The sequence below is a fragment of the Streptomyces sp. NPDC038200 genome, from assembly GCF_055600785.1.
In genome coordinates this window covers 342,146-367,525 of record NZ_JBVJYH010000005.1, presented here as the reverse complement: position 1 = coordinate 367,525, position 25,380 = coordinate 342,146, and the positions used below count along the sequence as shown (strand labels likewise).

Genomic DNA, 25,380 nt, shown 5'->3' with positions numbered 1-25,380 from the left:
GCACGAGTACCCCGGAGGGTCGAAGGATGAAGGGCATCAGCTACAGCCGCTACGGCGGACCCGACGTGCTGGAGTACGGCGAGCTGCGCGACCCCAAGCTCGGCCCCGACCAGGTCCTGGTCAAGGTGCGCGCGGCGGCCGTCAACCCCGTCGACTGGAAGTGCCGCGAAGGCCATCTGGACGCGGTCCTGGACGCCGTCTTCCCGGTGATCCCCGGCTGGGACGTCAGCGGAGTGGTCGTGCAGCCCGGTGTCGCGGTCACCGAGTTCGCCGTCGGTGACGAGGTCATGGGCTACGTCCGCGAGGATTTCCTGTCCCGGGGCACCTGCGCCGAGTACGTCGCCGCGCCCGTGCGCACCCTGGCCCGCAAGCCGCGCAACCTGACCTTCGAGGAGGCCGCCGGGCTCCCACTGGCCGGGCTCACCGCCTATCAGGTGCTGGTCAAGGTGCTGGAGGTCAACGCGGGCGAGACCGTCCTGGTGCACGCGGCGGCCGGCGGGGTGGGCTCGTTCGCCGTCCAGATCGCCGCCCACCTCGGCGCCCGGGTCATCGGCACCGCGAGCGAGTCCCACCACGACTACGTCCGCGGGCTGGGCGGCGAGCCGGTGACGTACGGCGAGGGCCTGGTGGGGCGGGTGCGCGGGCTCGCCCCCGAGGGCGTGGACGCGGTCTTCGACACCGTCGGCGGCGACGCGCTGAAGGACTCGGCCAACCTGCTCGCCCCGGAGGGCCGGCTGGCGTCGATCGCCGACCCGGAGGTGCTGGCCTACGGCGGCCGGTACGTCTTCGTCCGCCCGGACGCCGAGGACCTCGAGTCCTTGGCGCGGCTCGCGGAGCGTGGCGTCGTGTCCGTCCACGTCCAGCAGACGTTCCCGCTGGAGCGGACGGCGGACGCCCACCGGCTGAACGAGGAGGGCCATACCCGCGGGAAGATCGTGGTCACCGTGGACTGGGAGACCGCCGAGGAGGAGGGCACCGTCTGGGCCGCGAACGAAGAGGAATCCCTCTACACGACGAGCCAGGAGGGCACCTTCTAGCCCGGCGGACGTTCTCGGTGCTGGTGCTGGTGCTGGTGCTGGTGCTGGTGCTGGTGCTGGTGCTGGTGCTGGTGGCAGCGGCGGTGGCGAGGGGACCGCGCACGGGCCGCTGCTGCCGGGGAGCACAACCGGGCCCGGGGGTACGGGCGTTCCTCGATGGTCGGCAGGGCGGTCGGGAACAGGGGTCGATGCCCTGTCCCGACCGCCCTGGGGTATTCGGGTGGAGTTCTTCCCTGGGGGGTGTGGGGTTGCGGCGTTGTGCGCCTTGCGGGTGAAATTCCTTCGGTTTCCGGTCAGTTGCCGGTCAGTCGACCGTCGGCACCGGTCAGTTGCAGAAGTTGAGGATGGGGAGGAGGCCGTTGCCGCACTGGAAGTGCTCCCCGTCCCCGCCGCCGCCGTGGCCGTAGGCGGGGGCGGCCTTCGCGGCGACGTGCGTGACGGGCGTCGCGGCCGCGGCGGAACCGGCGGTCGCCAGCCCCGCCGCACAGGCGATGCCCACGACGGCACTCACCGCGCATGCTCGCGGAATACGGAAAACGGCCTTGCTGAGCTGAGGTGTAGTGTTCATGAACTCACCATGCACACCCTCGCGATCAGTTGCTCGCCGAGCGCATCCGAGCGGGTGAGCCCCCCGCGCAGTCGGGGACACGGAGTCGGCGGACTGGTCAACTTCCTTGGGGAATCACGGACTTGTGCGGGTGCGGCCTCGCCGCGAGGAACCACGAGCCGCGAGGTCCGCCGCCGGCTCGTGGGGACCGGTTCCTAGACCACGAGTACGGCCGCGCACGCCGCCGTCGCCACCGCGCACAGCACCGCGGCCGTCGCGTGCCGGGGGGCGAGCGCGGGCGGGGGGCTCCCGGCGGACAGTGTGCGGATGCGGTGGTGGGCCACCCGGAGGAAGCCCAGCCACAGTCCGCAGCACACCGCGCACAGGACGATCCCGGTGCCCGACGCACCGCCGTGCAGTGCCGTCTTCACGGCCAGCACGGCGACCACCGCCGCCGACAGCGTCGTACGCCGCCAGGCCAGCCGGGTGCGCTCCGGCTGGAGTCCGGGATCCCGGCCCGCCGGGCCGGGCCCCGCCGTCATCCCTCCCACCCGACCAGCACCACCACGACCATCGCGACGGCCACCACCGCCACCACCAGGCTCAGCACCGCCGGGAAGCGGGACGCGGGCAGGTCCTCGCCGCGCCGGATCGCCCGCTCGCAGCGCACCCAGTGGTTCACGGCGCGCAGGGAGCACAGCACACCGGCCGCGAGCAGCGCGAGGGCGAGACCGACGCGCGCCGCCCAGCGCAGGTCCGGCAGGAACTGGTCCACCGCGAATCCGCCGCCGATCAGCGCGAGGGCCGTGCGCAGCCAGGCGAGGAAGGTCCGCTCGTTGGCCAGGGAGAACCGGTAGTCGGGCGTGCCGCCCTCCTCCCGCACCCGTTCCGGCGCGAACCACAGCCGGATGTTCCGTACGAATTCGCTCACCCGGCCGACCCTACCGGGCGTTCAGCGGCCTGCCCGGAACGCCCGCAGCCGCTCGTACGCGGCCAGCCCGTCCGGTACCCACTCCCACGCGTCGAGCCGCCGCCCGACCTCCTCCTCGGTGAGGAAGGCGTGCCACTGGACCTCCTCCGCCTGGGGCCGCACCGGCAGCTCGCAGCGCACCTCGTACACGGCCGACCACCAGCTGTTGCCGGCGCCGTCGTCGTACAGGAACTTGAAGAGGAAGGCCGGCCGGGGCAGCCCGGTCACGCCCAGTTCCTCCTCGGCCTCCCGCAGCGCCGCCTCGTCGTAGGACTCGCCCGCGCCGACGACCCCGCCCACGAACATGTCGTACAGGGAGGGGAAGACCAGCTTGGTCGCCGTCCGCCGGTGCACGAAGAGCCGGCCGGCCGCGTCCCGGGCCTGGATGAACACACAGCGGTGGCGCAGTCCGCGGGCGTAGGCCTCGCCGCGCGGGTACCGGGCGACGACCCGGTCGTGCTCGTCGACGATGTCGAGGATCTCGTCGGCGGGGTTCACGTGAGCAGGGTTCATGCCCCCATCCAAGCAAAGCCGCCGCGGTGGGCTCAGCGCCGCTGGAGGTCCCGGGCCGAGGGCTGCTCCTCGGAGCCGCCGCACGGCATCGCCGGATGCAGCCCGAGCAGCACGATGCCCGCCACCACGGCCGCCAGCCCGGCCGCCTGCCAGGCCAGCGCCCCGGTGTCGGTGTGCAGCCGGTCGCCGAGGAAACCCACCCCGCACAGGATCCCGGCGAGCGGCTCGGCCGCGGTGAGGGCGGGCAGCGACATCCGCAGCGGGGCGGTCTCGAACGCGCTCTGCACCAGCACCAGCCCGGTCACCCCGCAGGCCACCACGCCGTACGGCTGCCAGCCGGTGAACAGCTCGCCGAAGCCCCCGTCGGCGAACAGGGTGCCGCTCACCCGGGTCAGCGCGTCCTGGACGCCGTACAGCAGCCCGGCCGCCAGGGCCAGCAGCACCGGGCCCCAGCTCAGCCGGGAGCGTTTGGCGTACGTCGTGAGGAGCAGGGCCGCGCCCACCACGGCCCCGATGATCAGCCAGTGCCGCAGTGGATCGGCGACGGCCGTGCCGCCGCGCGGCTGGCCGGCCACGATGAACGCGCTCACCCCGCCCGCGAGCAGCAGCAGCCCGGCCCAGCCCTGACGGCCCAGGGGCTGCTTGGTCTGGTGCCGGGAGAGGGCGAGGGCGAACAGGAGATTGGTCGCGAGCAGCGGCTCGACCAGGGAGATCTCGCCCTTGCCGAGAGCGATCGCGCCGAGCACCATGCCGGCGATCATCAGCCCCAGGCCGCCCAGCCAGCGCGGCACCCGCATCAGGTCGAGCAGCAGCCGGAAGGAGAGGAAGTCGCCGAGCGGTGCCTTCTGTGCCGCGTTCTGCTGGAGAACGAATCCGAAGCCCAGGCAGCAGGCCGCGCTCACGGCGAGAAGGAGAACCAGAACGGACACGCTGTGTACCTCATCATCCGGCCGGACCACGGGCGGGTAGTGGCCGACTGTAGCGCTCCGGGGACGGGAATGCCCCGGAAGTACCCGTAACCGGGCGGTTGACTCGCCATGCTCCGCAACCGCGGCGCGGGGCGCCATGGCGTACGCCACAGAAACCCGGGGTATGCGGTCCGGAAAGCCATGGCCTCCACCACAGAGGCATGGCTCGCGGCCGCGCGCGGGCGCCCCACCGACCTGCGCCGAAGCGATCAAGTGTCGTTCTCGACCCGGAAGTTGAACGCGGCAACAGCGCCGTTCCGCTTGACGTGATCCATGGCTGGGGGTTTGCTGTGCGTGATCGGTCGATGGCAGCCCGAGAAACAGGAAGCCCCGCGGTGCCCCCTCTCCCGCCTCTGCTCGGCGCTCGCCGGGCCCCCACGGACCCGTCCGGCGAGACCGCCCAGGACGACTCCGGTGCCTTCGACGCCGCCCTCGACGACGCGGAACTCCACACCGCCCGGGCAGCGATGGCCCAGGGCCGGCGGCAGGCCGCCCGCTCGCTGCTGGTGCACACCGGCGACGACTGGGACCGCCGCGGTCACCGCCTCACCGTCCTCGCCCAGGATCCCTACGCCGCCGCCTGGGCGAACGACTGGCTGACCACCGAGCCCGGCTCCGCCGACGCCACCGCCCTGCTCGCCCTGGCCCGGGTCCACCGCGCCTTGCGCGGCAAGGAGGAACCCAGCCGGGCGCGCGAGGCCTGCGACACGGCCGCCGCGCTGGCCCCCGCCGACCCCACCCCCTGGCTCGGCCGGATGCTGCTGGCCCGCGCCCTGGGCCCGGAGCGCGAGCTGCTCGGTGCCTTCACCGAGCTGCGCCGCCGCCACCCCGAGCACCACCACGCCCACCACCTGCTGATCGCGCGCCTGGCCGAACGGCCCGCCGGCGGCCGGGCCGAGTCCCACGAGGTGTACGACCTCGCCGAGCTGGCCGCCGCGGAGGCCCCCGCCGACTCCCCGCTGGCCGTGCTGCCGGTCGTGGCCTACGCCGAGCGCTACCGCGTCCTCGCCGCCACCGGCCTGGCCCCGGCCGACCCGGCCGCCTCCCGGCACTGGTCCGGGCCGCGGGCCCGCCGCATCCTGCGGGCCTCCTTCGACTGGTGGCTGGAGTGGGAGCACGACGAGCACCCGCGCCGCCACATCGATCTCAACCACCTCGCGTTCGCCCTGACCTGCGCCGGCCGCCCGGCCGAGGCGGCGGCCCTGTTCCAGCGCATCGGCGAGCACGCCACCCCGGCGCCCTGGGCGTACACGCACCGCGACCCCCGGGCGGCCTTCCACGCCGCCCGCACCCGCGCGCTCGGGCAGTGAGGAAACGCGCTCGGGCGATGAGAAGAAGGGGCCCCCGGCGCGTACCCGAGAAGAGACGACCGCGGGACGAGACGACCGCGGGACGAGACGACCGCGGGAAGCGACGAGGCGGGAAGAGACGGTGGCGGGACGAGACGATGGCCGCAAGAGATTACGGAAGTCTGACCGGCGGCCCGATTCCCTGGCCCCCCTGGGCCCCGAGTGCTCGAATGAACAGGTGAACTCCGAACAACCAGAGGAGCAGCGGGACGGCCGGCCCGTCGGCCGCCGCGTCTTTCTCGGCACCCTCGGCCTGGGCGCGCTCGGCGTCCTCACCGCGCCGGTGCTGCAACGCGGTCTCGAAGGCTTCCTCGGCAGCGTCGCCGGCAAGGACCCCACCGGCCTGACCGGCCTGCTGCCCAACGGCGGCGGCTTCCGCTACTACTCCGTCGCCGCCTCCGTCCCGCACCGGACCGGCGCGGACTACCGCCTCACCATCGACGGTCTGGTCGACCACCCGCGCAGCCACACCCTCGCCGATCTGCGCGCCCTGCCGCAGACCCGCCTGGTCAGGGACGTCCAGTGCGTCACCGGCTGGCGGGTCCCCGGCACCCCGTTCCAGGGCGTACGCCTCTCCCACCTGCTGGACGCGGCCGGCGTCCGCCCCTCCGCCAAGGCCGTCCGCTTCACCTGCTTCGACGGCACCTACACCGAGAGCCTCACCCTCGAACAGGCCCGCCGCCCGGACGTCCTGGTCGCCCTGCGCATGCAGGACAAGGACATCAGCCACGACCACGGCGGCCCCGCCCGCCTCTACGTCGCCCCCATGTACTTCTACAAGTCGGCCAAGTGGCTCTCCGGCATCACGGTCACCGACCGGGTGAAGCCCGGCTACTGGGAGCACCTCGGCTACGACGTCGACGCCTGGGTCGGCCGCTCGAACGGACGCACCGATGAGCCTACGAGCTGAGACCCCGGCCCCGCCGAGCGCCCGCGTCCACCGCTTCACCCGGGCCGAGCGCCTGGTGCACCGGGCCACGGCCGCGCTGATGGGCGCGTGCGTGGTGACCGCGGCCTTCCTCTACGTCCCGCAGCTGGCGGTCATGGTGGGCCGACGGGAACTGGTCGTCCGGATCCACGAGTGCGCGGGCCTCGCCCTGCCGGTGCCCGTCCTGCTGGGCCTGGCCTCCCGCGCCTTCCGCGCCGACCTGCGTTTCCTGAACCGCTTCGGCCCGCACGACAGGGTCTGGCTGCGCGCCGCCCTGCGCCGCGACAAACGCCGCGCCGCGCGTCCCGCCGGCAAGTTCAACGCCGGGCAGAAGGTCTACGCCTCCTGGATCGCGGGCGCCACCCTGGTCATGCTCGGCACCGGCCTGATGATGTGGTTCACCCGTCTCACCCCGCTGATGTGGCGCACCTCGGCGACCTTCGTCCACGACTGGCTGGCCCTGACGATCGGCGTGGTCCTGGCGGGCCACATCGGCATGGCCCTGGGGGACCCGGAGGCGAGACGGGGTCTGCGCACAGGAACGGTGACCGAGGAATGGGCCCGCCGGGAACATCCCCTGTGGCGCCCGTGACGCTCGCCCACGTCCGCTGCCACCGCCGCCTCGGCTCGCCTCGCCCCCCAGAACTCCAGCAGCACCTTGCACGACCGTGCCCGGTCGGCGGCCAGGGCGAAGGCGGACTCGGCCGGGGCCAGGCCGAGGCCCATGCCCCGGCCGGACCCGGTGACCGGCGCCGTACGGCCGCCGATGTCACAGAGGGGGGCGAGCCGTCATCGCCGTCGCGCCCTCGCTCGGCTAGATCACGAGGGACAGCAGCAGGACCAGGCCGCCCGCGACGACCGAGATGATCGTCTCCATCACGGACCAGGTCTTGACGGTCTGCCCCACGGTCAGCCCGAAGTACTCCTTCACCAGCCAGAAACCGGCGTCGTTGACCTGGCTGAAGAAGAGCGAGCCCGCGCCGATGGCGAGGACGAGCAGGGAGGCGTGCGTGGTCGACATGTCGGCCGCGAGCGGCGCGACCAGCCCGGCCGCCGAGACCGTCGCCACCGTCGCCGAGCCGGTCGCCAGCCGGATCGCGACCGCGATCAGCCAGGCCAGCAGCAACGCCGGGATCGACCAGTCCTGGGAGACGTCCAGGATCATCTGGCCCACGCCGGAGTCGATCAGTGTCTGCTTGAAGCCACCGCCCGCGCCCACGATCAGCAGGATGCCGGCGATGGGCATCAGGCCCTTCTCGACGGTCTGCTGGAGCCGGTCCTTGGTGAATCCGGCGGCCCGGCCGAGCGTGAAGAAGCCGACGAGCACGGCGGCGAGCAGGGCGATCAGCGGGGAGCCGACGACGTCGAAGACACGCTGGGTCCGGTCGGCGGGGTCGTCGACGACGATGTCCACCAGTGCCTTGGCCAGCATCAGCACCACCGGCAGCAGCACCGTGCCGAGCGTCGCGCCGAAGCCCGGACGGCGCTCCAGTTCCTCCGAGGTGCGCTGCGGCAGCATCCGGTCGGGCGCCGGCACGTCCACCCAGCGGGCCGCGACCTTCGAGAACAGCGGACCGGCGACGATCACCGTCGGGACGGCGACCAGGATGCCGAGCGCCAGGGTCACGCCCAGGTTGGCCTTGACCGCGTCGATGGCGACCAGCGGGCCGGGGTGCGGCGGGATCAGGCCGTGCATCACGGACAGACCGGCCAGCGCCGGTATCCCGATGCGCATGAGGGAGTAGTTGCCGCGCTTGGCGACCATCAGCACGACCGGGATCAGCAGCACGATGCCGACCTCGAAGAACAGCGGCAGACCGATCACGGAGGCGATCAGCACCATCGCCCACGGCATGGCGCGCCCGCCGGCCTTGGCGAGGATCGTGTCGACGATCTGGTCGGCGCCGCCGGAGTCGGCGAGGAGCTTGCCCAGGATCGCCCCGAGCGCGATCAGGACGCCCACGCCGGCCACCGTGGAGCCGAGCCCGGTGGTGAAGCTGGCGATGGCCTTGTCGAGCGGCGCTCCCGCGGCCGCCCCGAGCACCAGCGACCCGATGGTCAGTGCCAGGAAGGCGTGGAGCTTGAACTTGGTGATGAGCAGGACGATGACGGCGATGCCCACCAGGACGGCGATGCCCAGCTGGGCGTGCCCGGCGGAGGTGATCGGCGCAGGGGCGTCCGCTGCCAGCATCTCGACGCTGAGTCTGGTCACGGGGGTTTCCTTGTGGTTACGGGACTCTTCTGACGGGCGCTACCGGGAGCTGCCCGCGGTGTCGGGAAGTGCCACGAGGGCCCGCACGGCCCGCTCGGTGATCTCCTGAGGACCGCCGCTGACGTCCACGGCCACTCCGGCCTCGTCCGGCTGGAGCGGCTGGAGCGTGGCGAACTGGGAGTCCAGCAGCGCGGTCGGCATGAAGTGCCCCTGCCGCTGCGACATCCGCTCCTCGATCACCTGGCGGTCGCCCGTGAGGTGCAGGAACACGATCCCGGGGGCCACGGCCCGGAGCCGGTCGCGGTACGCCCGCTTCAGCGCCGAACTGCTGACCACTCCGCCCAGTCCGGCCCGGCCGTGCGCCCAGTGCCCGATGGCCTCCAGCCAGGGCCACCGGTCCGCGTCGTCGAGCGGGATCCCGGCCGACATCTTGTCGATGTTGGCCTGCGGGTGGAAGTCGTCGCCCTCGGCGTACGGCACGCCCAGCCGCGCGGCGAGCAAGGGACCGATCGTGGTCTTGCCCGTCCCCGCGACGCCCATCACGACGACGACCTGGGGGGTTCGCATCACTGCCTCGCTGTCTTCCTCGACATCCGACGCCACTGCGGCGTCGCCACACTGAAACCCATTAGGTACGACAAATTCAAGAGTCTGTGACTTATAAGTCTGACTTTTTGCGGCTGTGACACAGGTCGTACGCTGAGTGCATGAGCACACGGGGCCGGGGGCTGCACGGCCATGTACTGGACACCCTCGGTCCGGCGATCACAGCGGGCGAGTACCCGCCGGGCAGCGTCCTGCGCACCGACGAACTGGCACAGCACTTCGAGGTCTCGCGCTCCGTGATGCGCGAGGCGGTCCGCGTGCTCGAATCCATGCACCTGGTCGAGTCCCGCCGCCGCGTGGGCGTCACGGTCCGCCCCAAGGCCGAGTGGAACGTCTACGACCCGCAGGTCATCCGCTGGCGCCTGGCCGGCGCCGACCGGCCGCACCAGCTGCGCTCGCTCACCGTGCTGCGCTCCGCGATCGAACCCGTCGCGGCCGGCCTCGCCGCGCAGCACGCCACGGCCGAGCAGTGCGCCGAACTCACCGAGTGCGCGCTCGGCATGGTGGCCAACTCACGCGGCCGCAGGCTGGAGAAGTACCTCGTCCACGACGTCGCCTTCCACCGGGTCGTCCTCACGGCCTCGGGCAACGAGATGTTCGCCCGCCTCGGGGACGTCGTCGCGGAGGTGCTGACCGGCCGCACCCAGCACGAGGTCATGTTCGAGGACCCCGACCCGGCGGCCGTCACCCTGCACGTGCGGGTGGCCGAGGCGGTCCGCGCGCGCGACGCGGCCCGCGCCGAGGAACTGACCCGGCAGATCACCGTGGGCGCCCTGGAGGAGCTGGACATCCTGGCCCCCTGAGCCCGGCCGCTCGCCGCCCGGGCCCCCGGCCGCTCGCCGTGCGGGGAAGTCCCCGGTCAGTCGTCCGGGAAGCTCCCGGTCACTCGTCCGGGAAGTCCCCGTCCACGTACACCCACGCCCCGTCCACCCGCTCGAACCGGCTCCGCTCGTGCAGCGAGCCGCCCCGGTAGGAGGCGCGGAAGGTCACCGTTCCCGTGGTGTGGAACGCGGACCCGTCGGTGGTGTCCAGGATCTCCAGCCCCGTCCACGTCATCCGCGGATCGAGGTCCAGCCGTCCCGGCCGGGTCCGGGGATGCCAGGTGCGCAGCAGATACCCCGCGTCCCCCGCGACGAACGCGCTGTACCGCGAGCGCATCAGCAGCTCGGCGGTCGGCGCGCTCGCCGGCCCCGCGTGGAAACGACCGCAGCAGGCGTCGTAGGGCCGGGGGAGTCCGCAGGGGCAGGCGCGCGAGGTCATGGACCACATTCTGCCCCCCGACAGGGGAGGCGTCCGCCTGCGGCGGGGTGCACAGTGGAAGAGCCGGCCGGTGTACCGACCCGGGCCGCAGCAGAGGGAGGCGAGAGGGACGATGACCCGACCCGTGAGCAGCCGTCCTCCGGCCGTCAAGGAGTGGCGGCTGAACCTGTACCTGTCCGAGCACGATCCGGACACCACGGCCCGGATCGTCCTGGACACCGGAGACAACGTCCTGGAGAGCCATGCCGAGGCCCGCCGCAACCCCTACGACCAGGCGATCCCGGAGATAGGCGACGAACTCGCCGCCGGCCGCGCGCTCATCGCCATGGGCCGCATCCTGCTGCGCGCCGCCGACGGCGACATGAAGGCGACGGGAGCGGCCGACACGGACGGCCCGGCACCGCTCTGGCTGCCCCGGGAGTGAAGGAGCCCGACCGTGCACTTCAGGAACCGTCTGGACGCGGGACGGCGGCTGGGCCCCCGCCTGGAATACCTGCGCGGCCAGGACGTGGTGGTGCTCGGCCTGCCCAGGGGCGGAGTACCGGTCGCCGCGGCGGTCGCCGAGGCGCTCGACGCACCCCTGGACGTCTGCCTGGTGCGGAAGCTGGGCGTGCCGTACCAGCCCGAGCTGGGCATGGGGGCGATCGGCGAGGACGGCGTACGCGTGATCAACGACGAGGTGCTGCGCGGGACCGGGGTCTCGGCGGCGGACCTCGCCCGGGTCGAGGAGGACGAGCGCCGGGTCCTGGAGGAGCGCGCCGCGCGCTACCGGGGCGCGGCGCCGCCCGTCTCCGTCGCCGGCCGGACCGCCGTGGTGGTCGACGACGGAGTCGCCACCGGCTCCACCGCGCGCGTCGCCTGCCGGATCGCCCGGGCCCGGGGCGCGGCCCGGATCGTGCTGGCGGCCCCCGTGGCCCCGCGGGACGTCGCCCGGCGGCTGGGCGGCGACGCGGACGAACTGGTCTGCCTGCACACCCCGTGGGACTTCGCCGCGGTCGGCCAGTTCTACGCCGACTTCACCCAGGTCGACGACGAGGAGGTCACCGCCTGGCTGCGGCAGGCCGCGGACCGCCACCGGCACACCGCGGGCGCCGCGTCCACCGACCGGGAGGTGACGGTGACGGCCGGTGCCGTACGCCTCGGCGGACGGCTCACCCTGCCCGACGACGCCACCGGCGTCGTCGTCTTCGCCCACGGCAGCGGCAGCAGCCGGCACAGCCCGCGCAACCGGTTCGTGGCCGAGGGGCTGCACCGGGCCGGGCTCGGCACCCTGCTGTTCGACCTGCTCACCGACGCCGAGGAGGCCGACCGGGGCAATGTGTTCGACATCCGGCTGCTGGCCGGCCGGCTGCTGGACGCCACCGGCTGGCTGCGCGAGGAACCCGACGTCGAGGGGCTCGCCATCGGCTGGTTCGGCGCCAGCACCGGCGCGGCCGCCGCCCTGTGGGCCGCCGCCGATCCCGCCGCACGGCCCGCCGCGGTCGTCTCCCGCGGCGGCCGGCCCGATCTCGCCGGAGAACGGCTCGCCGCGGTGAGCGCACCCACCCTGCTCATCGTCGGCGGCGCCGACGAACCGGTCCTCGGACTCAACCGGGAGGCACAGGCCCGGCTCCACTGCGAGAACCGGCTGGTGGTGGTCCCCGGCGCCACCCACCTCTTCGAGGAACCCGGCACGCTGGAGCGGGTGACGGAGGCGGCACGCGACTGGTTCACGGACCACATGGCGCCCGCGCACGTGTAGGCGGGGATCATGCCCGACGGGCTCGTCACCCTGTTCCTCGCCGGGGACGTCATGCTCGGCCGGGGCGTCGACCAGATCCTCCCGCACCCCGGCGATCCCGTCCTGCACGAGGACTACGTGCACGACGCCCGCGAGTACGTCGCCCTGGCGGAGGCCGCCAACGGACCCGTACCCCGGCCCGTGGACCCCGCCTGGCCCTGGGGCGACGCCCTGCCCGTGCTGGAGCGGGCCGCGCCGGACGTCCGGGTGATCAACCTGGAGACCGCCGTCACCGGGGACGGCGAGTTCGCCCCGGGCAAGGGCGTCCACTACCGCATGCACCCCGCCAACCTCCCCTGCCTCGCGGCGGCCCGCCCCGACGTCTGCGTCCTCGCCAACAACCACGTGCTCGACTTCGGGCCCTCCGGCCTGGGGGAGACGCTGGACCGTCTCGCCGCGGCCGGGGTGCGCACCGCCGGAGCGGGCCGGGACCGGGCCGCGGCATGGCGGCCGGCGGCCGTCCCGCTGCGGACCGGCGGACGCGTCCTGGTCTTCTCCTTCGGCATGCCGTCCAGCGGGATCCCGCACAGCTGGGCCGCCACCGCCGAACGCCCCGGCGTGGCCTTCGTCGCCGCGCCGACCGCGACCGCCGCGGCCGACTTCGCCGACCGTCTGCGCCGGGTCGCGCGGCCGGGCGACATCGTCGTCGCCTCCGTCCACTGGGGCCCCAACTGGGGCTACACCGTCCCCCGCAACGAGGTCCGCTTCGCCCACGCGCTGATCGACGCCGGCGCCGACGTCGTCCACGGGCACTCCTCCCACCATCCGCGTCCCCTGGAGGTGTACCGCGACCGGCTCGTCCTGTACGGCTGCGGCGACCTCGTCGACGACTACGAGGGCATCGGCGGCCACGAGCGCTACCGCGACGACCTGCGGCTGCTGTACCTGACCTCGGTCGCACCCGGCACCGGCCGGCTGACCGGGCTGCGGATGGTGCCGCTCCGGGCCCGCCGGCTGCGCCTGGAGCACGCCTCGGCCGACGACACCGCGTGGCTGCGCACCGTCCTCGACGGATACGGCCGCGGTCACGGCACCCGGGTCGAGCCCGCGGACGACGGCACCCTGACGATACGGTCCCTGCGCACGGACGCACCGCGCTGAGGGGAGGGCGGCGCAGGGCGGCACTCCGGCGACACGGCCCCCGGACGCGCCGCGCCGAGGCCGCTGTTCAGCGCCGCCCGCCCGCGTGCAGGAACCGGCGCAGCCGGGTCAGCGGCCATGTGTTGATCACGTCGTCCGGCGTCAGCCAGCCGCGCTGCGCGGTGCCGACGCCGTAGCGCAGCTGCCCCAGGTGCGGGACGGAGTGCGCGTCGCTGTTCACGGCGAACCTCACCCCGTGCTCCCGGGCCCGCAGGATGTCCTCGTCGCGCAGGTCCAACCGGTCCGGCTGGGCGTTGACCTCCAGCGCGGTACCCGTGCGCGCGCACGCCGCGAACACCTCGTCCCAGTCCGCGTCGACGCCCGCCCGTCTGCCGATCAGCCGGGTCGTGGGATGCCCGATGATGTGGACGTACGGGTTCTCGCAGGCCCGCACCAGCCGGCGGGTCATCGCCCCGCGGTCCAGGTCGAAGTGCGAGTGCAGCGAGGCCACGCACAGATCGAAGCCGGCCAGGAACGCCTCCGGCCAGTCCACCTCGCCGTCCGGGCCGATGTTCAGCTCGATGCCGTGCAGCAGCCGCATCCGGCGCCGGGTGCCGTCCAGCTCCCGCACCCGTTCCCGCTGCGCGAGGATCTTCTCCTCCGTCATGCGCTGCATGTACAGGTCGGGCGCGTGGTCGGTGACCGCGTAGTACGCGTGACCGCACGCGGCGGCGGCCTCCACCATCGCCTCCAGCGAGGCCAGGCCGTCCGTGAGATCGGTGTGCGTGTGCAGATCGCCGCGGATGTCCCGCTCGGTCACCACCTCGGGCAGCTCGCCGTGCAGCGCCGCCTCGATCTCCCCGCGGTCCTCGCGCAGCGTCGGCGGGATCCAGGGCAGGCCGAGCCGCGCGTACACCTCCTCCTCGGTGCGGGACGCCACCGCGACACCGCTGCCGGTGTCGAACAGGCCGTACTCGGAGAGCTTCAGCCCCAGGTGCACGGCGAGCGTCCGGGTGCGGATGTTGTGCGCCCTGGACCCGGTGAAGTACTGCATCGCGGCACCCCACGACTCCGCCGGCACCACCCGCAGATCGACCTGGAGCCCCCGGGCGGTGCGCACCGACGTCTTCTTCGTGCCCCGCGCGACGACCTCGGCGGTGACCGGCAGTTCGCACAGCGCGTCCATGAACGGCGCCGACCTGCCGGCCGCGACCAGCACGTCCAGGTCGCCGACGGTCTCCCGCATCCGGCGCAGCGAGCCGGCGTACGCACACCGCTCGCAGCCCGGCACCCCGGACAGCGCGCCCACGATCTCCTCGGCGGTGTCCAGCGCCGCCGCCAGCGGCACCCGCCCGCCCGCTCGCCGGAGCAGCTCGATGCCGTGCCGGATGTTGTCCTGCGTCTTCTCGCCGAAGCCCCTCAGATCGGCCAGCGCGTCCGCCTCGATGGCCGCGGCCAGCTCGCTCACCGACGAGATGTGCAGGTCCTCGTAGAGCCGCAGCGCCTTCTTCGGACCCAGGGTCGGGATCGTGATCAGCTCGCGCACCCCGGCGGGGATCCGCGCCCGGCGCTCCTCGACCACCGCCATCGTGCCCGTGCGCAGGTACTCGATCACCTTCTCGGCGATCGACCGCCCCACGTTCGGGATCTCCCGCAGTCCGTCGGCGTCCAGCGTGGAGATGTCGGCCGGATGTCCGCCGATCGCCCGCGCCGCCTTCTCGTAGGCGCGCGCCTTGAAGGCGTCGCCTCCGGTGATCGCGACGAGATCGGCGTACTCCCGCAGGAGCGCCTCGACCTCGTCGTTGGGCCGGGCCACGGAAGACCGGTTCAGGCCTTCGCGTAGACCCTCTCCACGAAGCCGGCCAACTGCCGCTCCGTCACATGCGCGGCCAGATCGGCCTCACTGATCATGCCGACGAGCCGCTTGTTCCGGATGACCGGCAGCCGGCGTATCTGGTGGCTCTCCATCTCCTCCAGCACCTGGTCCACGCTCGCGTCCGCGTCGATCCAGCGCGGGGTGCCCTGCACCAGATCGCCGCACGTCACCCTTGCCGGATCGTGGCCCTTGGCCACGCACTTCACGACGATGTCGCGGTCCGTGATGATGCCGGCCATCCGCTCGTCGGGGCCGCTGACGGGCAGCGCGCCCACGTCCAGCCGGGCCATCAGCTGAGCGGCACGGTCGAGGGTCTCGGTCGCCGGTATCCACTGGGCACCGGCGTGCATGATGTCTGCGGCGGTCGTCATGGGTCGAACCTCCGGGGAGCACACGCCCCCACGGACAGCGAGGGCGTCCTCCTTCCACCGTACGAGCGTGTCCGCGTCCCCGCGCGACGTCCCGGACGGGTAGCGCCCGACGGGCTAGCCGGCCGCCCGGGTGCCGGGCGTCGGCAGCGGCGGCAGCGCCGTCCCGTACACCCAGGCGTCGAACAGGCCGTCCAGCGGCTCGTCCGTGAAACGGGCCACGTGCGCGGTGAACACCGGCGTCGTCACCGACCCGTTCCGGTGCGTCCGCACCCAGCCGCGCACCATGCGGAAGAACGCCTCGTCGCCCAGCGCGCAGCGCACCGCGTGCAGGGCCAGCCCGCCCCGCTCGTAGACCCGGTCGTCGAACATCGCCTTGCGGCCCGGGTCGGCCAGCTCCAGATCCTGCGGCAGCGAAGCCAGCAACCGGTGTGCGGCGGCGGCCAGTTGCTGCGCGCTGCGACCGCCCGAGCGCTCGGACCACAGCCATTCGGCGTACTTGGCGAACCCCTCGTTCAGCCAGATGTGCCGCCAGTCGGCGATGGACACACAGTTGCCGAACCACTGGTGCGCCAGCTCGTGCGCCACCAGCCGTTCCGAACCCCGGGCGCCGTCCACGTGGTTGGAGCCGAACAGCGACAACCCCTGCGCCTCGACGGGCACATCGAGTTCCTCCTCGGTCACCGCGACCGCGTAACTGTCGAACGGGTACGGCCCGAACAGCTCCTGGAACAGCTCCATCATCGCGGGCTGCCGCGCGAAGTCCCGGGAGAACTCCGGGAGCAGCTGCGCCGGGATGTGCCCGTGCTGCGGGACACCGCCCGGTCCCGGATCGCCCAGCAGCACCGTCTGGAGCTTGCCGATCGCCAGCCCGACGAGATAGCTGGACGTGGGCGCGGACTGCTCGTACACCCAGGTCGTCGTCGAGGCCTTCGTCGTACGGGTCAGCAGGCGCCCGCCCGCGACCACCGCGTACGCGGACGGCGTGGTGACCGAGAGCTGGTACGACGCCTTGTCCGCGGGCCGGTCGTTGCACGGATACCAGGACGGCGCCCCGATCGGCTGGCTCGCCACCAGCGCCCCGTCCGCCAGCTCCTCCCAGCCGAGCCCGCCCCAGGGGCTGGCCACCGGCTGGGGGTTGCCGGACCAGTGCACCTCGACCGTGAACGCGGCCCCGGCCCGGACGGGCTTGGCCGGGCGGACGCGCAGCCTGCCGCCGCGGTGCGTGTAGTGCGGCTGCCGGCCGTCCACCCGGATCCGGCCGATCCTGAAGTCGGCCAGGTTCAGCTGGAACTCGGTGAGCGCCGCCCGTCCCGCGATGGCGTTGATCCGGGCGGTGCCGGCCAGCCGGTTCGGGTCCGGGCGGTAGTCCAGCGCGAGTTCGTAGCGGTGCACCCGGTAGCGGGCGTCACCGTTGTCCGGGAAGTACGGGTCCCGGCCGGCCGTCTGCTGAACTGCCACTGCTGTGTCCGCTCCCTGCGCTGTGCCACCCCTGCGGTGCCCCGCCCACCGGACCCGAGTGGCCCGTGCTCACGGACGCCATGCCTCGATCGGATTGCCGAGCCAGCGGGTGTCGTCCGGGACGGACTCCGCGGCCATGACGAGCGACGCGGGACCCAGGGTCGTACGAGCCCCGACCGTGCTGCCGGGCAGCACGATCCCGCCAGGGCCCAGGGTGGCGCCCTCACGGAGGACCACAGTATCCGTCCGCAAGATCCGGTCGTGGAAGAGGTGAGTCTGCAGCACGCAGCCGCGGTTCACGGTGGCCGCGTCCCCCAGGGTCACCAGGTCCGCCTCCGGCAGCCAGTAGCTCTCCACCCAGACGCCCCGGCCGATGCGCGCGCCGAGCCCGCGCAGCCACGCCGTCATCACCGGCGTCCCCGGCACCGCCCCGGCCAGCCACGGCACCGCCAGCACCTCGACGAACGTGTCCGCCAGCTCGCCCCGCCACACGAAGGAACTCCACAGCGGATGCTCCCCGGCCCGGTGCCGCCCCACCAGCAGCCACTTCGCCGCGACCGAGACGACCGCCGCCGCGCCGCCCGCCGCCAGCAGCACCAGCCCCGACAGGGCCCACGCCCACGTCCCCAGCGCGCACAGCGCCACCACCGTCGCCGCGGCCAGCGCCGCCGAGCACAGCACCGGCACGAACCGGCACAGCTCCACCAGCGCGCGCGCCCACAGCAGCCGGGCCGGCGGGTCGTACGTACGGCTCTGATCCCCGCCGGCGGCACTGCGCGGCAGCCGCACCGGCGGCAGCCCCAGGTACGACGTGCCCTTCTTGGCCTTCTTCGGCGTCGCCGAGAGCACGCCCACCAGGCCGCCGTCCGGCACGCTCCGCCCCGGCGCGGTCATCCCGGAGTTCCCGAGGAACGCCCGCCGCCCGATCTCCGCACGCCCGATCCGGACCCAGCCGCCGCCCAGCTCGTACGGCGCCGTCAGCGTGTCGTCCGCCAGGAAGGCACCGTCGCCGACAGTCGTCAGGCTCGGCAGCGCCAGCACCGTCGACACCTCGGCACGGCGCCCGATCCGCATCCCCAGCAGCCGCAGCCACACCGGCGTGACCAGACCGGCGTACAGCGGGAACAGCACCTGACGGGACCGGTCCATCAGCTGTGTCACGGTCCATGCCTGCCAGCCGACCCGGCCGTGCGTCGGATACGTGCCCTCGCGCAGCCCCAGGCCGAGCAGCCGGACGGGGACCAGGATCTTCAGCGCGTACACCAGCCCGAAGACCAGCGTGGCCGGGACGAGCGCGAACGCGACTCCCCCCAGGGCCTCCGCGAGTCCGGTCCCGGGCGCCACGAAGACACGGGCGACCATCAGCGCGGCCACCACCGCCGACACCGGCATGGCGCTCAGCGCGACGCCCGTCACGCCGTACACCACCTGCCACCGCCTGCTCCGCCGCGGGCGTTCCTTCGGCCAGTTGCGCTTGGCCTTGCCGAGCTTGACCGCGGGCGCGCCCGCCCACCGCTGACCGGTGGGCACCTGCCCGGTCACCGCCGACCCCGGCGCCACCTCCGCCCGCTTGCCGACCCGCGCCCCCGGGAACAGCATGCTGCGCGTCCCCACGACGGCGTGCGCGCCGACCCTGACCGGGCCGACCTCCAGACGGTCGCCGTCCAGCCAGTACCCGGACAGGTCGACCTCGGACTCGACGGCCGCGCCCCGGCCCAGCCTGAGCATCCCGGTGACCGGCGGCAGCGAGTGCAGGTCCACCTCGGGTCCGACCTTGGCGCCCAGCGCCCGCGCATACCGCTCCAGCCAGGATCCGGTCAGCTCGGTCGCCCCGCTGAACTCGGCCAGCCGCTCGGCCGCCCACAGCCGCAGGTGCACGCTCCCGCCGCGCGGGTACCGCCCGGGTGTCACACCCCGCAGCAGCAGCCGCGCCCCGCCCGCCGCCAGCGCGATCCGCCCCGGCGGGGTGAAGAACAGCAGCACACCGGCGACGAGCAGCCACCAGGGGGCCGTGGGCAGCCAGGGGTAGCCGGGCAGCAGGTTCCCGGCCGTGGCCAGGACCAGCGTCCAGCGCAGCCCGAGCAGCGTGACCAGCGGGAGCAGCAGGAGCAGCTGGACGACCTGGGCGCGCACCGGCACCGGGGCGACGGCGCGCCGGGCGCCGTCGTCCTGCGCCGAGGCCTCCAGCCGCCGGGCCAGCTTGCGCAGGACGGGCTGCTGGTAGACGTCGAGGACGGCGGCGCTCGGGTAGCGGGCGCGCAGCCGGGTGGTGAGCTGGGCGGCGGCCAGGCTGCCGCCGCCGATCGCGAAGAAGTCGTCGGAGGCGCCGGTCACCGGGATGCCCAGCACCTCCGCCCACTGCTCGGCGAGCCAGGCCTCGGTGCCGTACAGGTCGGCCCGGGGCGTCTCCACCCCCTCCAGCGGCCACGGCAGGGCGCCCCGGTCCACCTTCCCGGAGGTCCGCGTCGGCAGCTCGGCGACGGGCGCGAGCAGCGGCACGAGAGCGGCGGGCAGCGCGGCGCGCAGCTTCTCGACGGCGGCGGCCCGGTCCCAGCCGTCCTGGGTCACCACATAGCCGACGAGGAGCTGATTGCCACTGCGGGCGGTGCGCACGGCGGCGGCGGCCCCGGCGACGCCGGGCAGCGCCTGCAGCGCGGCGTCCACCTCGCCCAGCTCGATCCGCCGCCCGCCGAGCTTGATCTGCTCGTCGGCCCGCCCCAGGAAGATCAGGCCCTCGGGCTCGGCCCTGACCAGGTCACCGCTCCGGTACGCCCGTTCCCAGCCCAGCGAGGGCAGCGGCGCGTACTTCTCCGCGTCCTTCTCTGGGTCCAGATAGCGCGCGAGACCGACCCCGCCGATCACCAGCTGCCCGCTGTCGCCCAGGGCCACGGGCTCCCCGGCCTCGTCGACGACGGCGAGTTCCCAGCCGTGGAGCGGCAGTCCGATCCTGACGGGCTCCTCGCCCGTCAGCAGCGCCGCACAGGCCACGACGGTCGCCTCGGTCGGCCCGTAGGTGTTCCACACCTCGCGCCCCTCGGTGACCAGCCGCTGCGCCAGCTCGGGCGGGCAGGCCTCGCCGCCGAAGATCAGCAAACGGACGTCGTTGAGGGTCTCGGGATCCCAGAGCGCGGCCAGCGTGGGCACGGTCGAGACCACGGTGATCTCCTGCTCGACCAGCCAGGGCCCGAGATCGGCACCGCTCCTGACCTGCGACCGCGGCACGGGTACCAGACAGGCGCCGTACCGCCAGGCCAGCCACATCTCCTCGCAGGACGCGTCGAAGGCGACGGAGAGCCCCGCCATGACCCGGTCCCCGGGCCCGATCGGCTCCTCGGTGAGGAACAGCGCGGCCTCGGCGTCCACGAAGGCGGCGGCGCTGCGGTGCGTGACGGCGACGCCCTTGGGCTTCCCGGTGGACCCGGAGGTGAAGATGACCCAGGCGTCGTGGCCGGTGCCGGGGCGGGCGGCCGGGGCTCCGGCGGCACCGCCGACGGTGATCCGCCGCCCCTCCCCGACGACGGCCCGCACCTCCGCCTCGCCGAACACCAGCTCGGCCCGCTCGTCCGGGTCCTCGGCGTCGACGGGGACGTAGGCGGCACCGGCGGCGAGGACCGCGAGGACGGCGACGTACAGCTCGTTGGTCCCCGAGGGAACCCGCACCCCGACCCGGTCCCCGAGCCCCACCCCCGCCTCGGCGAGCCGCAGCCGCAGCCGTTCCACCTCCACGGCCAGCGCACGGTAGGTGAGGCGCTGGGTGCCGTCGTCCAGGGCGAGTTCGTCCGGGTACGACCGTACGGACGCGTCGAAGACGTCGACCAGCGTGCGCGGCGAGGCGGCCGGCCCCGCGGAGAAACGCGCCCTGTCGCCGAACCGCTCGATCCCGGCGCTCAACTCTTCGTCGAGCAGGCCGAGATCGCCGCCCTCCTGTGTGGCCGCCATCAGGTCCTCACCTCTCGAACCCGGAAGCCTCCGGGGCGCCGGCGGGCCCGCAGGTCTGCCTGGGGTTGTTCCGTTCTGGCGCGAACAAGCCCCATACTCTACTGCTCGGCCGACTTCGGCCCGTCCTGTCGGCCAACCGGCGGCAACCGCGAGGTGACGCGCAGCCACCGGACCGGCCGTCACGACCTGGGCTTCGTCCGCCGCCGCGAGACCTCGCCCACATTCCCCCCGGACCGACGCCGTCGGACGGTTCGGACTGCTTCCGTCGGGGGCGAACCACGTAGGGGGGCGGGCGGCGACACCCGCGACGAGTGCAACGACAGCCGCCACGAGTGAGACGACATCCGCGACGGGGTCACGACATCCGCGGCTGGGAAACGACGAACAGCCCCTCGAAGAGAGGGGCTGCTCGATCTGTGTCCGAGGGGGGACTTGAACCCCCACGCCCGATAAAGGGCACTAGCACCTCAAGCTAGCGCGTCTGCCATTCCGCCACCCGGACAAGGTGTCTGTCGTGCGAGTTCTCCCTTTCGGCGGGGTTTCCCTCGCGGCGACGAAGGAAACATTACCAGGCTTTCGGGGGTGGCTGATCACCCCCCGGTCCCGCGCGGGCCGCAGATGAACACGGTGTGTCGGGCCGGGACCGGTCTTGGGCCCGGGGCGGGGCCGGAGAGAGGATGAGGGGGACCACCAGCAGTGACAGCGGGAGGAAGCAGCGTGAGCGAGACGGACACGGCCAGGAGCGTCACCGGTGAGGACGAGGTCGTGGACCTCTGCCGCGAGCTGATCCGGTTCGACACCAGCAACTACGGCGACCATTCCGGCCCGGGCGAGCGCAAGGCCGCCGAGTGGGTCGCCGAGAAGCTCGCCGAGGTCGGCCTGGAACCGAAGATCTACGAGTCGCACCCCGGCCGCGCCTCCACGGTGGCCCGCATCGAGGGCGAGGACCCGTCCCGGCCCGCGCTGCTCATCCACGGCCACCTGGACGTCGTACCGGCCAACGCCGTCGACTGGACCCACGACCCCTTCTCCGGCGAGATCGCCGACGGATGCGTGTGGGGGCGCGGGGCCGTCGACATGAAGGACATGGACGCGATGACCCTCGCGGTCGTCCGCGACCGGCTGCGCAGCGGGCGCCGGCCCCCCCGCGACATCGTGGTCGCCTTCCTCGCCGACGAGGAGGCGGGCGGCACGTACGGTGCCCGTCACCTGGTCGACCACCACCCCGAGCTGTTCGAGGGCGTCACCGAGGCGATCAGCGAGGTCGGCGGCTTCTCCTTCACCGTGAACGAGAAGCGGCGGCTCTACCTGATCCAGACGGCCGAGAAGGGCATGCACTGGATGAAGCTCACCGTGGCCGGGACCGCCGGACACGGGTCGATGATCCACCGCGACAACGCGATCACCGAGCTGTCCGAGGCCGTCGCCCGGGTCGGTCGGCACACGTTCCCGGTGCGGGTCACCAAGACCACCCGGGCCTTCCTCGACGAACTGGGCGACGCGCTCGGCACCGAGCTGGACCCGGAGGACATGGAGTCCACCCTCGCCAAGCTCGGCGGCATCGCCAAGCTGATCGGCGCGACCCTGAGCAACACCGCCAACCCCACCCAGCTGACCGCCGGCTACAAGGTCAACGTCATTCCGGGCGAGGCCACCGCCCACATCGACGGCCGGTTCCTGCCCGGACACGAGGAGGAGTTCCTCGCCGACCTCGACCGGCTCCTCGGCCCGAAGGTCCGGCGCGAGGACGTCCACTCCGACAAGGCGCTGGAGACCAGCTTCGACGGCGCCCTGGTGGAGGCCATGCAGTCCGCGCTGCTCGCCGAGGACCCGACCGCCAAGGCGATCCCGTACATGCTCTCCGGCGGCACCGACGCCAAGTCCTTCGACGACCTCGGCATCCGCGGCTTCGGCTTCGCCCCGCTGAAGCTGCCCCCGGAGCTGGACTTCGCCGGCATGTTCCACGGCGTGGACGAGCGTGTCCCGGTGGACGGACTGCAGTTCGGCGTCCGGGTGCTCGACCGGTTCATCGACGCGTCGTGACGCTCCGCCCGGGAGTAATCGGGCGCGCGTACGAGATCGACTGAGAAGGGTGAATGCGACGATAAGTTCGTAGCTTCATTAGTTCCTCCTCGTTGCAGTTGATGTGATCCCGAACCTTGGGGTCGCATTGCCAACTAGGAGGAATAATGATCAAGAAGGTCGTCGCCGCTGCGGCTGCCACCGGTGGTCTCGTTCTCGCGGGTGCGGGCCTCGCCGTCGCCGACTCCGGTGCCCAGGGTGCCGCCGTGCACTCCCCGGGCGTCGTGTCCGGCAACGTCATCCAGGTTCCCGTGCACGTCCCGGTGAACGTGTGCGGCAACACGATCAACGTGATCGGGCTCCTGAACCCCGCCTTCGGCAACACCTGCTTCAACAAGTGACGCCGGCTCCCTGAGGGGCGTCCTTTTACGAGTCGTCGGCCCCGGAGTGCGCGCCATGCGCTCCGGGGCCGACCGCTCTTCCGAGAACGAAGGCATGGAAGGCAGGGGGGATCTCAGCATGCGACAGGGCACGCGCAAGGGCCTGATGACCATGGCCGCCGCGACCGGCGTGATCGCCGCCGCGAGCGGCTACGCACACGCCGACTCGGGCGCGGCGGGCGCCGCCGGGGGCTCACCCGGCGTACTGTCCGGCAACACGGTGCAGGTGCCGGTGCACGCGCCGGTGAACATCTGCGGCAACACCGTGGACGTCGTCGGACTCCTCAACCCGTCGGTGGGCAACACATGCGCCCACCACGACGGCACTTCGGGGGGCCACCACAACGGCTCCGGCGGCTCGCAGGCGGGCGGCCACACCGGCGGCTCGCCGGGCGTGGGGTCCGGCAACACCGTGCAGGTGCCGATCGACGTCCCGGTGAATGTGTGCGGCAACAGCGTCGACGTCATCGGGGTCGGCAACGCCACCACGGGCAACGACTGCGCGAACGACGGCGGGTACGGCAACCCGCCCGGGAAGCCGGGACACCCGGGGGAGCCGGGGCATCCGGGCACGCCGGGGGAGCCGGGGCACCCCGGGAAGCCGGGTGAGCCCGCTCACCCCGGGACGCCGGGGCACCCGGGGACGCCGGGGCACCCGGGCACCCCTGGTCACCCGGGCAACCCCGGCACCCCGGACCGGCCGGGTGGGCCGGGCCACTCCGGAACGGGCACCCAGGGCGGCTCCACGGGGCACGGTGCGTCCCAGGTCGAGACGGAGACGGGTCACTCCACCCGGCCCGTGACCGCGGCCCAGCTCGCGCACACGGGCAGTGAGGTGCCGCTGGGCATCACGCTGCCGGTCGGCGCGGGCGCGTTGCTCGCGGGCGCGGTGCTCTACCGCAAGGCCCGGGCCGGGGTGTAGGACCGGGCCCGGCGCGAAGCGCGACGGCGGTGCCGCCCCGAACAGCTCCGCACGCCGCGTGAACCAGGCCGTACGCCCCGGAAACGGAGCGGGCCCCGCCGTCCGGCGGGGCCCGCTCCGTCATCTGTCCGCACTCACCATGTCGCGCGCACCTGGCGGATGATCCGCCGGCGCAACCGCACCTTGCGGCTGCCGTCGCGCAGCAGGCTCAGGCGGTCCAACTCCCAGTGTCCGTACTCGGCATGGTCCGTCAGCAGGCGCGTAGCCTCCTTGCGGGAGACCCCGCGAGGAACGTACACGTCGACAAATTCGTATTCCGGCATCGCATCTATTGTGCGGGCTGGTGCCCGGTACGGATAGCGTCTGCACTATGTCTGATGCTGCGCAGCCCACCGCTGCCGAGGTACGCGCCGCCGCCGACGCGGTCAAGACCGCGCTCGACCGTCATCTGGCTGCGATCGAACGCAGGTCAGGGGAGGACGACCCTGCTGTCTCCGAGGCGTTCAACCAGCTGGCCGCTGCCGCGGAGGCGTACGACGAGCTGCTCTACGACCGCTATGACGAGGTCACCCCCTTCGAGATCCCCGGCGCGGAGGACACGCTGCCGCCGTACGCGGGCCCCGAGGAACCGAACGCGATCAGTGTGCTGATCCGCCGCGACTACACCGTGGCGGAACCCCAGCGGCTGCTGTCGCAGGCCCAGCGGGTCGAGGCGGCGGAGTACGACGACGGCGTGGACGACGACGATGCCGCCCGGACCGTGCCCGGGGCGCTGGGCATCCTCTTCGGCGAGTTCGAACCGGACGAGATCGCCTCCCGGCACAAGGAGTTCGGTCTGGAGGAGGGCGACTCCACGCTCTGGGTCACCGCGGCCGAGGAGCCGCCCGAGGCCGGGGAATGGCTGGAGAGCCCCTTCGAGCAGGTCGATCCGCAGCAGGTGGTGTGCCGGTTCGACGTGAGCGCGGTGTTCGACGACGAGATCTCCGACGAGGACGAGGTCTCCGACGGCGAGGACGACGACGAGCTGGACTTCGTCGACGAGGACGACGAGGAACTGGAGCGGCTCGACGCCGAGAAGTGAGACGGGCCCGGCACCGCCGTG

25 protein-coding genes and 1 tRNA gene are annotated in these 25,380 nt (G+C 73.1%); 12 read left to right on the top strand and 14 right to left on the bottom strand.

Annotation, left to right across the window (positions count from 1 at the left end):
- The first annotated feature begins 26 nt into the window (after positions 1–26).
- Positions 27–1,037, top strand: a complete 1,011-nt coding sequence (locus tag ACZ7KF_RS13905; RefSeq protein ID WP_471073118.1) for an NADP-dependent oxidoreductase — start codon at positions 27–29, stop codon at positions 1,035–1,037.
- 325 nt (positions 1,038–1,362) lie between these two features.
- Here the strand turns inward: ACZ7KF_RS13905 and ACZ7KF_RS13900 are convergent, their stop codons facing one another.
- The 5 genes from ACZ7KF_RS13900 to ACZ7KF_RS13880 all read right to left on the bottom strand — a co-directional run bounded on the left by ACZ7KF_RS13900 (position 1,363) and on the right by ACZ7KF_RS13880 (position 3,996).
- Positions 1,363–1,605: a hypothetical protein gene (locus ACZ7KF_RS13900; protein ID WP_471073115.1), complete on the bottom strand. Its 243-nt coding sequence runs from the start codon at positions 1,603–1,605 to the stop codon at positions 1,363–1,365.
- A gap of 194 nt (positions 1,606–1,799) precedes the next feature.
- Positions 1,800–2,126 (bottom strand): DUF202 domain-containing protein, encoded by a 327-nt coding sequence (locus ACZ7KF_RS13895; RefSeq protein ID WP_471073112.1) that lies wholly within the window; start codon positions 2,124–2,126, stop codon positions 1,800–1,802.
- Complete coding sequence (locus ACZ7KF_RS13890; RefSeq protein ID WP_471073109.1) at positions 2,123–2,515, bottom strand: YidH family protein; 393 nt, start codon at positions 2,513–2,515, stop codon at positions 2,123–2,125. The genes ACZ7KF_RS13895 and ACZ7KF_RS13890 overlap by 4 nt, the downstream gene beginning before the upstream one ends.
- Positions 2,516–2,536: 21 nt before the next feature.
- The gene (locus ACZ7KF_RS13885) at positions 2,537–3,052 is read right to left on the bottom strand and encodes an NUDIX domain-containing protein (protein ID WP_471073406.1); all 516 of its coding nucleotides are present in this window, start codon (positions 3,050–3,052) and stop codon (positions 2,537–2,539) included.
- Between the two features lie 47 nt (positions 3,053–3,099).
- The gene (locus ACZ7KF_RS13880) at positions 3,100–3,996 is read right to left on the bottom strand and encodes a DMT family transporter (RefSeq protein ID WP_471073106.1); all 897 of its coding nucleotides are present in this window, start codon (positions 3,994–3,996) and stop codon (positions 3,100–3,102) included.
- 374 nt (positions 3,997–4,370) lie between these two features.
- Here ACZ7KF_RS13880 and ACZ7KF_RS13875 point away from each other — a divergent pair, with 374 nt between their 5' ends.
- The 3 genes from ACZ7KF_RS13875 (at position 4,371) to ACZ7KF_RS13865 (ending at position 6,904) form a co-directional block, all read left to right on the top strand.
- The gene (locus ACZ7KF_RS13875; protein ID WP_471073103.1) at positions 4,371–5,345 is read left to right on the top strand and encodes a hypothetical protein; all 975 of its coding nucleotides are present in this window, start codon (positions 4,371–4,373) and stop codon (positions 5,343–5,345) included.
- A 217-nt stretch (positions 5,346–5,562) separates the two neighbouring features.
- Complete coding sequence (locus tag ACZ7KF_RS13870; RefSeq protein ID WP_471073100.1) at positions 5,563–6,294, top strand: molybdopterin-dependent oxidoreductase; 732 nt, start codon at positions 5,563–5,565, stop codon at positions 6,292–6,294.
- Entirely contained in the window at positions 6,278–6,904 is a 627-nt protein-coding gene (locus ACZ7KF_RS13865) for a cytochrome b/b6 domain-containing protein (protein ID WP_471073097.1), read from the top strand. Before ACZ7KF_RS13870 ends, ACZ7KF_RS13865 begins: the two co-directional genes overlap by 17 nt.
- A 222-nt stretch (positions 6,905–7,126) precedes the next feature.
- On the opposite strand, the gene ACZ7KF_RS13860 is transcribed toward ACZ7KF_RS13865, so the two are convergent.
- Both ACZ7KF_RS13860 and ACZ7KF_RS13855 read right to left on the bottom strand, forming a co-directional pair.
- Positions 7,127–8,524, bottom strand: a complete 1,398-nt coding sequence (locus ACZ7KF_RS13860; RefSeq protein WP_471073094.1) for a GntP family permease — start codon at positions 8,522–8,524, stop codon at positions 7,127–7,129.
- 39 nt (positions 8,525–8,563) lie between these two features.
- The gene (locus ACZ7KF_RS13855) at positions 8,564–9,091 is read right to left on the bottom strand and encodes a gluconokinase (protein WP_471073091.1); all 528 of its coding nucleotides are present in this window, start codon (positions 9,089–9,091) and stop codon (positions 8,564–8,566) included.
- 140 nt (positions 9,092–9,231) lie between these two features.
- Between ACZ7KF_RS13855 and ACZ7KF_RS13850 the strand changes: the two genes are divergently transcribed.
- Positions 9,232–9,933, top strand: coding sequence for a FadR/GntR family transcriptional regulator (locus ACZ7KF_RS13850; protein WP_471073088.1), 702 nt, complete (start codon positions 9,232–9,234; stop codon positions 9,931–9,933).
- A 79-nt stretch (positions 9,934–10,012) separates the two neighbouring features.
- Here ACZ7KF_RS13850 and ACZ7KF_RS13845 read toward each other — a convergent pair whose 3' ends face one another.
- Positions 10,013–10,390, bottom strand: a complete 378-nt coding sequence (locus tag ACZ7KF_RS13845; RefSeq protein ID WP_471073085.1) for a YchJ family protein — start codon at positions 10,388–10,390, stop codon at positions 10,013–10,015.
- Between the two features lie 112 nt (positions 10,391–10,502).
- Between ACZ7KF_RS13845 and ACZ7KF_RS13840 the strand changes: the two genes are divergently transcribed.
- From ACZ7KF_RS13840 to ACZ7KF_RS13830, 3 genes are read left to right on the top strand one after another with little or no spacing between them, the layout of a single operon-like run.
- Positions 10,503–10,814: a dsRBD fold-containing protein gene (locus tag ACZ7KF_RS13840; RefSeq protein WP_471073082.1), complete on the top strand. Its 312-nt coding sequence runs from the start codon at positions 10,503–10,505 to the stop codon at positions 10,812–10,814.
- 12 nt (positions 10,815–10,826) lie between these two features.
- Positions 10,827–12,131 carry a phosphoribosyltransferase family protein gene (locus ACZ7KF_RS13835; protein ID WP_471073079.1) on the top strand — a complete coding sequence of 435 codons (1,305 nt, stop codon included), beginning with the start codon at positions 10,827–10,829 and terminating at the stop codon, positions 12,129–12,131.
- Positions 12,132–12,140: 9 nt separating this feature from the next.
- Entirely contained in the window at positions 12,141–13,271 is a 1,131-nt protein-coding gene (locus tag ACZ7KF_RS13830; RefSeq protein ID WP_471073076.1) for a CapA family protein, read from the top strand.
- A gap of 67 nt (positions 13,272–13,338) precedes the next feature.
- On the opposite strand, the gene polX is transcribed toward ACZ7KF_RS13830, so the two are convergent.
- From polX to ACZ7KF_RS13805, 5 genes are all read right to left on the bottom strand, one after another.
- A complete protein-coding gene (gene polX, locus ACZ7KF_RS13825) occupies positions 13,339–15,066 on the bottom strand; it encodes a DNA polymerase/3'-5' exonuclease PolX (RefSeq protein ID WP_471073073.1) in 1,728 nt (575 codons plus the stop codon).
- Between the two features lie 11 nt (positions 15,067–15,077).
- Positions 15,078–15,497, bottom strand: a complete 420-nt coding sequence (locus tag ACZ7KF_RS13820) for a CBS domain-containing protein (RefSeq protein WP_471073070.1) — start codon at positions 15,495–15,497, stop codon at positions 15,078–15,080.
- A 114-nt stretch (positions 15,498–15,611) separates the two neighbouring features.
- Positions 15,612–16,955, bottom strand: a complete 1,344-nt coding sequence (locus tag ACZ7KF_RS13815) for a M1 family metallopeptidase (RefSeq protein ID WP_471073067.1) — start codon at positions 16,953–16,955, stop codon at positions 15,612–15,614.
- Between the two features lie 69 nt (positions 16,956–17,024).
- Positions 17,025–20,894: a Pls/PosA family non-ribosomal peptide synthetase gene (locus tag ACZ7KF_RS13810; RefSeq protein WP_471073064.1), complete on the bottom strand. Its 3,870-nt coding sequence runs from the start codon at positions 20,892–20,894 to the stop codon at positions 17,025–17,027.
- Positions 20,895–21,311: 417 nt separating this feature from the next.
- Positions 21,312–21,396: transfer RNA gene (locus ACZ7KF_RS13805), tRNA-Leu, on the bottom strand.
- Positions 21,397–21,611: 215 nt separating this feature from the next.
- On the opposite strand from ACZ7KF_RS13805, the gene ACZ7KF_RS13800 reads away from it, so the two are divergent.
- From ACZ7KF_RS13800 to ACZ7KF_RS13790, 3 genes are all read left to right on the top strand, one after another.
- Positions 21,612–22,937 (top strand): M20/M25/M40 family metallo-hydrolase, encoded by a 1,326-nt coding sequence (locus tag ACZ7KF_RS13800; RefSeq protein WP_471073061.1) that lies wholly within the window; start codon positions 21,612–21,614, stop codon positions 22,935–22,937.
- Between the two features lie 146 nt (positions 22,938–23,083).
- Positions 23,084–23,317, top strand: a complete 234-nt coding sequence (chpH, locus tag ACZ7KF_RS13795) for a chaplin ChpH (RefSeq protein WP_362160844.1) — start codon at positions 23,084–23,086, stop codon at positions 23,315–23,317.
- A gap of 118 nt (positions 23,318–23,435) precedes the next feature.
- Positions 23,436–24,278, top strand: a complete 843-nt coding sequence (locus tag ACZ7KF_RS13790) for a chaplin family protein (RefSeq protein WP_471073057.1) — start codon at positions 23,436–23,438, stop codon at positions 24,276–24,278.
- A gap of 134 nt (positions 24,279–24,412) precedes the next feature.
- On the opposite strand, the gene ACZ7KF_RS13785 is transcribed toward ACZ7KF_RS13790, so the two are convergent.
- Positions 24,413–24,601, bottom strand: coding sequence for a DUF5703 family protein (locus ACZ7KF_RS13785; RefSeq protein WP_043407302.1), 189 nt, complete (start codon positions 24,599–24,601; stop codon positions 24,413–24,415).
- A gap of 47 nt (positions 24,602–24,648) precedes the next feature.
- Between ACZ7KF_RS13785 and ACZ7KF_RS13780 the strand changes: the two genes are divergently transcribed.
- The gene (locus tag ACZ7KF_RS13780) at positions 24,649–25,359 is read left to right on the top strand and encodes a hypothetical protein (protein ID WP_471073054.1); all 711 of its coding nucleotides are present in this window, start codon (positions 24,649–24,651) and stop codon (positions 25,357–25,359) included.
- Positions 25,360–25,380: the final 21 nt, after the last annotated feature.

Bases quoted from the DNA above. Each gene is read 5' to 3' on its own strand.
- ACZ7KF_RS13905 (WP_471073118.1), top strand. From the start codon at position 27: ATGAAGGGCATCAGCTACAGCCGCTACGGCGGACCCGACGTGCTGGAG.
- ACZ7KF_RS13900 (WP_471073115.1), bottom strand. From the start codon at position 1,605: ATGAACACTACACCTCAGCTCAGCAAGGCCGTTTTCCGTATTCCGCGA.
- ACZ7KF_RS13895 (WP_471073112.1), bottom strand. From the start codon at position 2,126: ATGACGGCGGGGCCCGGCCCGGCGGGCCGGGATCCCGGACTCCAGCCG.
- ACZ7KF_RS13865 (WP_471073097.1), top strand. From the start codon at position 6,278: ATGAGCCTACGAGCTGAGACCCCGGCCCCGCCGAGCGCCCGCGTCCAC.
- ACZ7KF_RS13855 (WP_471073091.1), bottom strand. From the start codon at position 9,091: ATGCGAACCCCCCAGGTCGTCGTCGTGATGGGCGTCGCGGGGACGGGC.
- ACZ7KF_RS13850 (WP_471073088.1), top strand. From the start codon at position 9,232: ATGAGCACACGGGGCCGGGGGCTGCACGGCCATGTACTGGACACCCTC.
- ACZ7KF_RS13845 (WP_471073085.1), bottom strand. From the start codon at position 10,390: ATGACCTCGCGCGCCTGCCCCTGCGGACTCCCCCGGCCCTACGACGCC.
- ACZ7KF_RS13840 (WP_471073082.1), top strand. From the start codon at position 10,503: ATGACCCGACCCGTGAGCAGCCGTCCTCCGGCCGTCAAGGAGTGGCGG.
- ACZ7KF_RS13830 (WP_471073076.1), top strand. From the start codon at position 12,141: ATGCCCGACGGGCTCGTCACCCTGTTCCTCGCCGGGGACGTCATGCTC.
- ACZ7KF_RS13820 (WP_471073070.1), bottom strand. From the start codon at position 15,497: ATGACGACCGCCGCAGACATCATGCACGCCGGTGCCCAGTGGATACCG.
- ACZ7KF_RS13810 (WP_471073064.1), bottom strand. From the start codon at position 20,894: ATGGCGGCCACACAGGAGGGCGGCGATCTCGGCCTGCTCGACGAAGAG.
- chpH (WP_362160844.1), top strand. From the start codon at position 23,084: ATGATCAAGAAGGTCGTCGCCGCTGCGGCTGCCACCGGTGGTCTCGTT.
- ACZ7KF_RS13790 (WP_471073057.1), top strand. From the start codon at position 23,436: ATGCGACAGGGCACGCGCAAGGGCCTGATGACCATGGCCGCCGCGACC.
- ACZ7KF_RS13785 (WP_043407302.1), bottom strand. From the start codon at position 24,601: ATGCCGGAATACGAATTTGTCGACGTGTACGTTCCTCGCGGGGTCTCC.
- ACZ7KF_RS13780 (WP_471073054.1), top strand. From the start codon at position 24,649: ATGTCTGATGCTGCGCAGCCCACCGCTGCCGAGGTACGCGCCGCCGCC.